This window comes from Tenacibaculum dicentrarchi (assembly GCF_964036635.1).
Taxonomy (GTDB): Bacteria; Bacteroidota; Bacteroidia; order Flavobacteriales; family Flavobacteriaceae; genus Polaribacter; species Polaribacter dicentrarchi.
Genome location: NZ_OZ038524.1, coordinates 2,549,412 through 2,561,230 on the forward strand (window position 1 = coordinate 2,549,412; position 11,819 = coordinate 2,561,230).

The following is an 11,819-nucleotide window of genomic DNA, read 5'->3' on the forward strand; positions in this document are numbered from 1 at the left end:
TTAAAAAATTCTTATCAAAAAAAGCCATTTAGTCTATGCTAAAATGGCTTTTTTCATTTTTAAAACCCTTACAAATACCTGTATTTATACTGGGTTTCTTATTTTTGCAAAATGTTTAAAAGAACCAAACGTAATTTTAAAATAGACGATTCAACAAACTTTAAGCAGAAATTATTTGCTTGGGCAAAACAGTTTGAAACCGCTATTTGGCTAGATTCTAATAATTACGAACAAGCCTATTCTTGTTTTGATGTCTGCTTGGCTGTCGAAGAATTTACGGCAATAAAAACAGATTATCAAAATGCTTTTGAAAAACTAAAAGAATATCAATCTTACACAAAAGATTATATTTTTGGCTATATTTCTTATGATGTAAAAAATGACGTTGAAAAACTCACTTCTACTAATTTTGATGGTTTAAACTTTCCTGATTTGTACTTTTTTCAGCCTCAAAAATTAATTTTCATCAAAGGAAATACCATTGAATTTGAGTATTTGCAAATGATTGATGATGAAATTGAAGAAGATTTTGAAGATATTATCAGTAATATTAATCATATCACTACCCTTTCTGATACCCTAAAAAAAGAAGCGGAAAAAACATCCGAAGAAATAAAAGAAGATAACCTCAAAATAAAACTTCGAATTCACAAAGATGAATATCAACAAAAAGTAACAAAAGTTTTAGAACATATTCATAGAGGCGATATTTATGAAGCTAATTTTTGTCAAGAATTTTATGCCGAAAATACACGTATCAATCCATATAAAATATATTCGCATTTAAACGATATATCAACACCTCCATTTGCTACTTTTTTCAGACATGAAAATTTGTATGTATTATCGGCAACACCTGAAAGGTATTTAAAAAAGGAAGGTGATAAAATAATTTCGCAACCCATAAAAGGAACTGCAAAACGCTTAATTGACCCTATTGAAGATCAAAAAATTGCCTTCGATTTAGCTAGAGATGAAAAAGAACGTGCTGAAAACATTATGATTGTCGATTTGGTACGCAATGATTTATCGAAAACCGCTAAAAAAGGAAGTGTTAAGGTAGAGGAACTTTGTAAAATCCATTCTTTTAAACAGGTGCATCAAATGATTTCGACCATTGTATCGGAAATTACACCAAATACACATCCTATTGATGTTATAAAAGATACCTTTCCAATGGGTAGTATGACGGGCGCCCCGAAAGTGTCGGCAATGAAAATAATGGAAAAATTAGAGCAAACAAAACGGGGTTTATATTCAGGAACTATAGGGTATTTTACACCTAATGGCGATTTTGATTTTAATGTAATTATCCGAAGTATTTTATACAATTCAGACAGTAAATACGTGTCCTTTTCGGTGGGTGGCGCAATTACTGCAAAATCAATTCCTGAAAAAGAATATGAAGAATGTTTGCTAAAAGCAAAAGCAATGAAATATGTGTTACTTCATTCAAAATAGTTGCTTATATTTTCAATAAATCAAGAACAAAACGCTTACAAAAACGTACCTAAAATAATAGAATTAATGATTATTGACCAAGAAGAAAAATTTAAAGCAGTACTTCCTACAATAGAAGGAAATGTAAATGAACAAAGTTTTTTTAATGCTTTTTTAGACTTATATCCTGAGGCTTGGAAACAACATAAAATTACCTTTTCTAAATTTAAAAGAAGTAAACAATTTGGAAAAACAATACCTTTACCAAAACCTGAAGTTTCTTTACGTAAAGATATCCGAATTTGGTTGCAAAAACAATAAAATAATCAAAAAATGACACATCAAGAGTTCCATTTTAAGTATCATAACACGAATTTTTTCGGGCAGTTTTGGCAACCTAAAAATCCAAATTCAGTAAAAGCTGTCGTGATTATTGTTCACGGAATGGGAGAACATTCGGGGCGCTATCAATCGGTTGCAAAAAATTTAACGGATGCTAATTTTGGTGTGATTGCTTTTGATCATTTCGGACACGGAAAAACCACAGGAAAAAGAGGGCATAATCCGGGTTTTGATGCAGTTTTAACAAGTATTTCTCAATTAATTGAAAAAGCATCCGCAGTTTTTGGCGATAAACCGCAGTTTTTATACGGACATTCTATGGGTGGAAATGCTGTTATTAATTATGTGCTTCGCAGAAAAAATATTCAAAAAAACAAACATTTAATCGGTGTTATTGCCACAAGCCCGATGCTAAATTTAGCCTTTACTCCACCTGCTTGGAAACTTAAATTGGGTAAAATTATGCAAAAAATCGCGCCGTCAATTACCTTGAGTAATGAACTAGATATCGCCGATATTTCTAGAGATGAAATTGAAGTTCAAAAATATTTAAACGATCCTCTAGTACACGATAAAATTAGCCCTAATTTTTCTTTATCGTTTATAGATGCTGGAAAATGGGCGATTGATAATGCACAATTATTGCAAATTCCAATGTTCGTTTTACACGGAACTGCCGATAAAATTATTGATTATAAAGGTTCACAAGAATTTGCAAACGCAACAAAAAACGCAAATTTAAAGCTTTACAAAGGTGCTTATCATGAATTGCAACATGATTTATGCAAAGATGAAATGCTAAAAGATGTGATTCATTGGTTAGAAAATCAACTAAAAAAAGCACAGAAATAAAAATGCTACAACAATTAGCGAAACATATAGACCATAATTTTTTATTTTTAAAAGATAAAAAACTCTTAATTGCTATTTCTGGCGGTGTTGACAGCGTGGTTTTAACACATTTATTGCATCAATTAAAATACGATATTTCATTAGCGCATTGTAATTTTCAATTAAGAAGTGATCAAAGTGATTTAGATGAAAAATCTGTTAAAAATTTAGGTAAAGAATTAGAAATTCCTGTTTTTTCAACACGTTTTGAAACGAGTAAATATGCTAATCAAAATAAATTATCAACGCAATTAGCTGCACGAAAATTACGCTACAATTGGTTTGATGAATTGCTTAAAAAACATGATTTTGACTATGTTTTAACAGGGCATCATGCCGATGACAACTTAGAAACCGTGTTAATTAACCTCACAAGAGGAACTGGTTTGGACGGTTTAACAGGAATTCCTGCTATAAACGGAACTATTGTACGTCCGTTATTAATTTTTTCAAGAGAAAAAATTGAAAATTTTGCCCTAGAAAATAATATAAAATGGCGAGAGGATGCTAGCAATGCCAAAACAAAATATCTTCGAAATAAAATAAGGCACCAAGTAATTCCTATTTTAAAAGAATTAAACCCTAGTTTATTAAAAGCACATCTAAAAACAACCGATTTTTTAAAGCAATCACAACAAATTATTACTGATAAAGTCGATGAAATTTCTTTAAAAATCGTTTGTAAGCAAGGGAATTTACTTAAAATAGACATTTCAGAAGTCTTAAAATTATCAAATCCAAAAGCTTATTTATACCAACTTTTAAAAGATTATAAATTTACAGAATGGGAAGATGTTTACCAGTTAATATATGGGCAATCAGGTAAAAAAATTAGCAGTAATTCACATATTTTATTAAAAGATAGGGGTTTTTTATTGCTACAAAACATAGATAAAAACAAAATTTTAGAAAAGGAACAATTTAGCATACATAAAGAAAATACTAAAGTAACAAGCCCTATCAAGTTAGAACTTACAGAAGTTGATAAAAAAACAAGTTTTAATAAAAACACTATTTTTGTTGATAAAATTTTATTAAATTACCCCCTCACTATTAGAAGATGGAAAACTGGTGATTATTTTTATCCAACAGGTATGTTGGGCAAGAAAAAAGTTAGTAAATACTTTAAAGACGAAAAGCTTTCCCTTTTTGATAAAAAAAATATTTGGTTGCTTTGTACAAATGATGATAACATTATATGGATTATCGGAAAACGTCAAGATAGACGGTTTTTACCAAGCAATGAAACAACAGAATTATTAAGAATAATTAATTAAAAACAACCCTTTATAAACTAAATCGAATGAAAAAATTATTTACGCTATTTTTATTATTCTTAAGTTTAATGGTCTTCTCTCAATCTGATGATAATCCTATTGTTATAACACCTACCGTTGAAAAAATTTCGGAGACAGAATACGACTTAATTTTCAATATTGAAATTGCAGAAGACTGGCATTTATATTCGCAATATAACCCTGAAGACGCTTCTTTACCGATGACTATATCTCCTGCTGAAGGACAAAGTGGTTATGCGCTGAAAGGAAAAGCCAAAGAAGGAGAAACTCATACTGAGTTTAGTGAAATTTGGGGGAAAGATGAAGTTTTCTTTGCTGAGGAAGGTCTTTTAACACAAAGAATTACTGTTTCAAATACTGGTTTAACTCAAATAACCTTAAACCTAGATGCACAAGTTTGTAAAGAATACTGTTTGCCTTTTGACGAAGACTTTACTTTTTCATTAACTGGTGAAAAAGTATCACAAACTGTTACAGAAGTTGATGATAAAAGTCAGGCAATGTCACAATCATTAAATTTAAACTTAAAGAATACTGCATTATTAAAAAACACTGCAAAAAAAGCAGATAATCAAAAAGAAGATAGCTCTTTATTAAATATTTTCTTACTTGGATTTGTTGGTGGTTTATTAGCTTTTTTAACACCTTGTGTCTTTCCCATGGTACCTTTAACAGTATCTTTTTTCACAAAACATACAGAAAAAAGAGGTAAAGGAATCGGAAGTGCTATATTATATGGTTCTTTTATAATTTTAATTTACGGTTTATTAAGCTTACCTTTTCATTATTTAGACACTTTAGATCCTGAAATTTTAAATAGTATTTCGACCAACATGTGGTTGAACTTATTTTTCTTTACCATTTTAGTTTTCTTTGCTGGGTCTTTCTTTGGATTTTATGAATTAACCTTACCTAGTTCTTGGAGTAACAAAGCAGATACCGCATCGAATATTGGTGGTATTATTGGAATATTTTTTATGGCTTTAACCTTAGCAATTGTATCTTTTTCTTGTACAGGTCCTATTTTAGGTTCTTTACTTGCAGGATCATTAGGAAGCAATGGTGGTGCTATGCAATTATCGGCAGGTATGATTGGTTTTGGACTTGCCTTAGCGATGCCTTTTGCCTTATTTGCTATGTTTCCTGGTTGGTTAACTACTTTGCCAAAATCTGGTGGATGGTTAAATACCGTTAAAGTTGTTTTAGGGTTCTTAGAATTAGCGTTTGCTTTTAAATTTTTATCAAATGCTGATTTAGTTGGGCATTGGGGCTTCTTCAAAAGAGAAATTTTTATCGGAATATGGTCTGTAATAGCCTTGTTGATGTCGTTATATTTACTGGGGCTTATGGGGCAAAAGTATGGTAAAATATCTTTTTTTAGAGTTTTACTAGGAGGAAGTTGTTTAGCTTTATCAATCTATTTAGCTCCAGGGGTTTTAAAAAATCCAACATGGAATCAAAATAATTTATTGAGTGGTTTTGCACCTCCTAAATTTCATAGTATTTACGTAAAAGATAATCAATGTCCGTTAGGTTTAAATTGTTTTAAAGACTTTGAAGAAGGTATTGCTTATGCAAAATCAGTAAATAAACCTGTTTTATTAGATTTTACAGGGTGGGCATGTGTAAACTGTCGTAAAATGGAAGAAAACATTTGGATTAAACCCGAAATTTACAACATGATTAATAATGATTATGTATTAATTTCATTATACGTTGATGACCATCAAAGACAATTACCTAAAGAAGAACAGTTCGATTTTATTAAGCCAAATGGTAAAGTAAAAAGAATTAGAACCTATGGTGATAAATGGGTTACACTACAAGTTGCAAACTTTAAAACAGCTTCTCAACCATTTTATGTGTTAATGAGTCCTAGTTTAGAATTACTAAATTCACCTCAACAATATAGTAGTCATTCAGAATATTCTAATTGGTTAAAAACAGGATTAGATAATTTTAATAAAAAATAAATAAACGTATTATATTTTAAAAAGCCTCTTTTATAAAGGGGCTTTTTTTCGTTTTAACTTAAAAAAATCCAACTATTTTTTAGCTAATTTATAATTAGCTATTTTTTTTAGCTATCTTTAACACAAAGAGAAAGTTATGTTGATAAAAACGTATGGATCGGCTGTTTTTGGCATTGATGCTACAACCATTACGGTGGAAGTAAATATTGATAAAGGAATTGGTTATCATTTGGTAGGCTTACCTGATAATGCAGTTAGAGAAAGTTCGTATCGAATTTCTGCTGCACTCAATAATAATGGATATAAACTCCCTGGGAAAAAAATAATTATAAACATGGCACCTGCCGATATTCGCAAAGAAGGTGCTTCTTATGATTTAACCATAGCTGTTGGAATTTTATCGGCATCTAAACAAATTAATGCTAAGAATATTGAAGAATATATAATTATGGGCGAGCTTTCATTAGACGGAAGTGTACATCCCATTAAAGGCGCTTTACTAATTGCTATTAAAGCACGTAAAGAAGGTTATAAAAATTTTATATTACCTAAAGAAAATGCCAAAGAAGCTGCTATTGTTAATGACTTAAATATATTGGCTGTCAATAATATTATGGAAGTTATAAATCATTTAGAAGGTCGTAAAATAATTACCCCTACTATTGTAGATACTAGAGCAGAATTTTATAAACATGTAGACTTTCCTGAATTTGATTTTTCTGATGTAAAAGGACAAGAAAGTATCAAAAGATGTATGGAAATTGCCGCCGCTGGTGGTCATAATATTATTTTAATTGGTCCTCCTGGGGCTGGAAAAACAATGCTAGCAAAAAGACTACCTTCTATTCTACCTCCAATGACCTTAGAAGAAGCACTTGAAACAACAAAAATACATTCGGTTGTTGGTAAAGTAAAAAGTACAGGACTACAATACAACCGTCCATTTAGAGCACCACATCATAGTTGTTCTGACATCGCACTTATTGGTGGTGGAAATAACTTACCACAACCGGGCGAAATTTCATTAGCCCATAATGGAGTGCTTTTCTTAGATGAATTACCCGAGTTTAAACGCGGTGTTCTAGAAGTTATGAGACAACCTTTAGAAGATAGAGAAGTAACTATTTCAAGAGCAAAATTTACCGTAAATTACCCAAGTAGTTTTATGTTAGTAGCAAGTATGAACCCTAGCCCATCAGGTTTTTTTAATGACCCTGACTCTCCAATGACCTCATCACCTGCTGAAATGCAACGCTATTTAAGTAAAATTTCAGGACCATTATTAGATAGAATTGATATTCACATTGAAGTTACCCCTGTTCCTTTTGATAAATTATCCGAAGAAAGAAAAGGAGAATCGAGTGTTAAAATTAGAAAACGAGTTACCAAAGCTCGTGAAATTCAAACTGCTCGTTTTATAAACTCCGAAACTGTTCATTATAATGCACAAATGAATGTAAAACAGCAACGTGACTACTGTAAACTTTCAGAACAATCTTACCTCCTTCTTAAAAATGCCATGGAAAAACTAAACCTATCGGCAAGAGCCTATGATCGAATTTTAAAAGTATCAAGAACTATAGCCGATTTAGCATCCGAAGAAAATATAAAATCGGAACATTTAACAGAAGCAATACAATACAGAAGCTTAGATAGAGATGGATGGCTAGGATAAAAAAAAATAGTAATTTAGTAAATTATTAATTTTTACTAAAAAATAATCTAAATGAAAAAAATAATCTATTTAATGGCTATTGCCATCACAGTCATTTCTTGTAAAAAAGAACCAAATAACTTTGTTACTTTCTCTGGAAAAATAACGAATAAAAATGCCGAATCTGTTGTAATTTCGAACCCACAATTAAAATTTGAAAAAACAATTAAACTTGACCAAAATGGTGCTTTTAAAGATACTTTAAAAGTAAAAAGTGATTTTTACCGTCTTTCTAATGGACAAAAAATGACAACCTTATATTTAAAAAATGGTGACAATATTACCTTAAATATCGATGCTAAAGATTTTTTAAGTACTGCTAAATTTACAGGAGAAGGTGCTAATGAAAATAATTTTTTAGCAAAAGTCATTTTATTACAAGAAGACTTTTTTAAAGATAAAAACTTATATGACCTATCTAAAGAAAAATTTGATGCCAAAGTAAATCATTTTGTAAATGATTTTAACACTAATATGAAAAATACAACTTTAGATAGCGCATTTGTTTCTTTTCAAGAAAAAAATATTACAGAATTAACAAAGTATTTAAACAAAACCTATGCTGATAAATCATATTCAGCAACAAAATTAGCAAAAGGAGCGGTATCACCTAAATTTGTTAAATATGAAAATCATAAAGGTGGAAATATATCTTTAGATGATTTAAAAGGAAAATATGTCTATATTGATATGTGGGCAACTTGGTGTAATCCTTGTAAACAAGAAATTCCTTTTTTACAAAAAGTTGAGAAAAAATATCATGATAAAAAAATTGAGTTTGTAAGTATTTCTGTAGATGATCAAAGAGATTATGAAAAGTGGAAACAAATGGTTGCTGATAAAAATTTAAGCGGAATTCAATTGTATGCAAAAGGTGATAAAACTTTTTCAGGAGCTTATAAAGTAAATAGTATTCCTCGTTTTATTTTAATTGACCCACAAGGAAATATTGTAGACGCAAATGCACCAAGACCTTCTAACCCTAAATTAATTACCTTATTTGATTCTTTAAAAATTTAATTTTTTTCATTTAATAATATTATTACCTCTAAAATCCTGCAATTAAATTGCAGGATTTTTTTAATTAAATTTCATAAAATAAACTATTCTTCTTTAGATTGATTAAAAACAAGTATCTTTGTAGCGTGAATTGTACCCTTAAACATACCTCCTCTCAAATTTTAGTATCTAAAGCTAGAAATAGCTATCGGTTAAACTTGGGGTATAAAATAATTGATTTTACTTTTTGTCAATTATTAACCTTTCGAAAAAAAATACTAGACAATTCTTCTTGCCTAGCACTAGAGAATATAATAGATACAGATAATTTTATACTAATTTTTGTAGCTGATAATAAACATGTATTGTTACTGGATGTGCCTCAAATATTAAAACTAAAAAAAGCTTTATTATCAGCTTTTAAATAATAAACACACACAAACTTCATATTTACTAAGATTACTTTTAAATTAAGCTGAGAAGGCTTTTTGAAATGCTTTATTAAGTATCTTTATAGTACCTAATAAATTAAAAAACCACTATGGAAATTTCAGTAAGAAGAGATATAATTTTGAATCTAGAAGTTGTAGATTTACTAAATAATCAAGTAATGATGGAGCAACAAGCTTCTTCAAAATATTTAGCTATGGCATCATGGTGCGACCAAAGAGAACTTAGAAATAGTGCTACTTATTTCTATAATCAGGCAGAAGAAGAAAGAACTCATATGATGAAAATATTTAAGTTTATTAATGATAACGGTGGAAATGCACAATCTCCTACGGTATCAGAAATTACGCATGAATATGAAAGTCTGCAAGCTGTTTTTGAAGCTTCTTTAGATGCTGAAATTGAAGTAACTAACGCTATTCATCACACATTTAAAACTGCTAGAAAAGTAAGTGATTTTACTTCAGAAATATTTTTACAATGGTTTATTACCGAACAAGCTGAAGAAGAAGAAAAAGTAAGAGATATTTTAGATATGATAAATTTAATGGGTGATATGCCTTTAAAAATGATTGACGAGCGTATTCCTACTGCTTAAAAAACAGTCTTATAAAAATATATTACATAAAAAGGTTGCTATTTTCATAGCAACCTTTTCTAATTTTAAAACTATTAAATACTATATATTAGTATCTGTAGTGCTCTGGTTTAAATGGTCCTTGAACAGTTACACCAATATAAGATGCTTGGTCTTCACGTAATTCAGTAAGCTCTACACCTATTTTAGCCAAGTGTAATTTTGCTACTTTTTCATCTAAATGTTTTGGTAACATATACACATCGTTTGTATATGATTCTTTATTATTCCAAAGTTCGATTTGTGCTAACGTTTGGTTTGTAAATGAATTACTCATTACAAAACTTGGGTGACCTGTTGCACATCCTAAGTTTACTAAACGTCCTTCTGCTAAAATAATAATATCGTTTCCGTTAATATTATATTTATCAACCTGAGGCTTAATAGTATCTTTTGTATTTCCGTGGTTTTCGTTTAACCAAGCCATGTCAATTTCATTATCGAAGTGACCAATATTACAAACGATAACTTTATCTTTCATAGCCTCAAAATGATGACCTTGAATAATATCTTTATTTCCAGTAGTGGTAATAACAATATCAGAATTTGCTATAACAGTTTCTAATTTTTTAACTTCAAAACCATCCATTGCAGCTTGTAACGCACAAATTGGGTCAATTTCAGTAACAGTAACAATAGAACCAGCACCTTTAAAAGAAGCGGCTGTACCTTTACCAACATCACCATAACCACAAACGGTTACACGTTTTCCTGCTAACATAATATCGGTTGCACGACGAATTGCATCAACTGCCGATTCTTTACATCCGTATTTGTTATCAAATTTCGATTTTGTTACAGAATCGTTTACGTTAATTGCTGGCATTGGTAACGTTCCTGCTTTTACTCTATCGTATAAACGGTGAACTCCTGTAGTTGTTTCTTCAGATAAACCATTGATTCCTGCAGCTAATTCAGGGTATCTATCCAAAACCATGTTGGTTAAATCACCTCCATCATCTAAAATTAAGTTTAATGGTTTTTTATCTTCACCAAAAAATAATGTTTGCTCAATACACCAGTCAAATTCTTCTTCTGTCATATCTTTCCAAGCATACACAGGTGTTCCAGCAGCAGCAATTGCAGCAGCAGCTTGGTCTTGTGTAGAAAAAATATTACAAGAACTCCAAGTTACCTCAGCACCTAAAGCTTGTAACGTTTCAATTAAAACCGCAGTTTGAATAGTCATGTGTAAACACCCTGCAATTCTTGCGCCTTTTAATGGTTGTTCGTTTTTATATTCTTCACGTAAACTCATTAATCCTGGCATTTCAGCTTCTGCCAATTTAATTTCTTTTCTTCCCCAATCGGCTAAAGAAATATCTTTTACCTTAAAAGGAACGTATGCAGCGGTTTTTGTGCTCATATTTATGTATATTTATGTATCTAAATTTTTATAGAGCAAAATTACGAAATAACTTTTTAACTTATGCCTGTTCACAAAACAATAACCATAAATTCAAACACTAACGTATTGATTTGGAAGATTGAAGAATCTTTTGATGAATTATCGGAAAATATTACCCTTAATAAACGAAGTATTAACAGGCTTAACAGCATGAAATCAGACTTGCATCGTAAAGGTTTTTTGAGTGTTCGTCAGTTATTAAAAAAAGCAGGCTATACTGATGATGATTTAATTTATGATGAATTTGGAAAGCCACATTTAAAAGATGGCAAATTTATTTCGATAACACATTCCTTTATTTTTTCGGCTATTATTATTTCTGATGATAAACCTGTTGGAATTGACATTGAAAAACAGCGTGATAAAATCGTTAAAATAGCCCCTAAATTTACGCCTATTGAAGCCTATAAATCTATTGCGAATCATAGTGCTTTGGTGAGTAAATTAACCATTGTTTGGGGGGCAAAAGAAAGTTTATATAAAATTTACGGAAAAAAGAAATTACACTTTTTAAAAAATATTTATATTGATGATTTCTCGTTTGAAAGCAACGAAAATAACAAAACCACAGGGAAAATTTTATACGAAGGAATTACTGATGAATATCAAATTTATTTCTTAGAAACCGAAGGCTTTACCTGTGTTTATGCTATTTAAAGTATCTTTG

At 30.2% G+C, this 11,819-nt stretch carries 10 protein-coding genes; 9 read left to right on the forward strand and 1 reads right to left on the reverse strand.

What is annotated here, in order from left to right:
* The first annotated feature begins 111 nt into the window (after positions 1 to 111).
* From ABNT14_RS11185 to ABNT14_RS11220, 8 genes are all read left to right on the forward strand, one after another.
* Positions 112 to 1,461 carry an anthranilate synthase component I family protein gene (locus tag ABNT14_RS11185; protein WP_101903277.1) on the forward strand — a complete coding sequence of 450 codons (1,350 nt, stop codon included), beginning with the start codon at positions 112 to 114 and terminating at the stop codon, positions 1,459 to 1,461.
* Entirely contained in the window at positions 1,462 to 1,761 is a 300-nt protein-coding gene (locus ABNT14_RS11190) for a DUF190 domain-containing protein (protein ID WP_234985005.1), read from the forward strand. It begins immediately after the preceding gene.
* A 12-nt stretch (positions 1,762 to 1,773) separates the two neighbouring features.
* Entirely contained in the window at positions 1,774 to 2,634 is an 861-nt protein-coding gene (locus ABNT14_RS11195) for an alpha/beta hydrolase (protein WP_101903278.1), read from the forward strand.
* A gap of 2 nt (positions 2,635 to 2,636) precedes the next feature.
* Positions 2,637 to 3,950, forward strand: coding sequence for a tRNA lysidine(34) synthetase TilS (tilS, locus tag ABNT14_RS11200; protein ID WP_101903403.1), 1,314 nt, complete (start codon positions 2,637 to 2,639; stop codon positions 3,948 to 3,950).
* A gap of 26 nt (positions 3,951 to 3,976) precedes the next feature.
* Positions 3,977 to 5,944, forward strand: coding sequence for a protein-disulfide reductase DsbD family protein (locus ABNT14_RS11205; RefSeq protein WP_101903279.1), 1,968 nt, complete (start codon positions 3,977 to 3,979; stop codon positions 5,942 to 5,944).
* 136 nt (positions 5,945 to 6,080) lie between these two features.
* A complete protein-coding gene (locus tag ABNT14_RS11210; protein WP_101903280.1) occupies positions 6,081 to 7,619 on the forward strand; it encodes a YifB family Mg chelatase-like AAA ATPase in 1,539 nt (512 codons plus the stop codon).
* A gap of 51 nt (positions 7,620 to 7,670) precedes the next feature.
* The gene (locus ABNT14_RS11215) at positions 7,671 to 8,678 is read left to right on the forward strand and encodes a TlpA family protein disulfide reductase (protein WP_101903281.1); all 1,008 of its coding nucleotides are present in this window, start codon (positions 7,671 to 7,673) and stop codon (positions 8,676 to 8,678) included.
* A gap of 520 nt (positions 8,679 to 9,198) precedes the next feature.
* Positions 9,199 to 9,705 carry a ferritin gene (locus tag ABNT14_RS11220; RefSeq protein WP_101903283.1) on the forward strand — a complete coding sequence of 169 codons (507 nt, stop codon included), beginning with the start codon at positions 9,199 to 9,201 and terminating at the stop codon, positions 9,703 to 9,705.
* A gap of 88 nt (positions 9,706 to 9,793) precedes the next feature.
* Here ABNT14_RS11220 and ahcY read toward each other — a convergent pair whose 3' ends face one another.
* Complete coding sequence (gene ahcY / locus ABNT14_RS11225) at positions 9,794 to 11,110, reverse strand: adenosylhomocysteinase (protein WP_101903284.1); 1,317 nt, start codon at positions 11,108 to 11,110, stop codon at positions 9,794 to 9,796.
* 63 nt (positions 11,111 to 11,173) lie between these two features.
* Between ahcY and ABNT14_RS11230 the strand changes: the two genes are divergently transcribed.
* On the forward strand, positions 11,174 to 11,809 hold the full coding sequence (locus tag ABNT14_RS11230; RefSeq protein ID WP_101903285.1) for a 4'-phosphopantetheinyl transferase family protein: 636 nt from the start codon (positions 11,174 to 11,176) through the stop codon (positions 11,807 to 11,809).
* Positions 11,810 to 11,819: the final 10 nt, after the last annotated feature.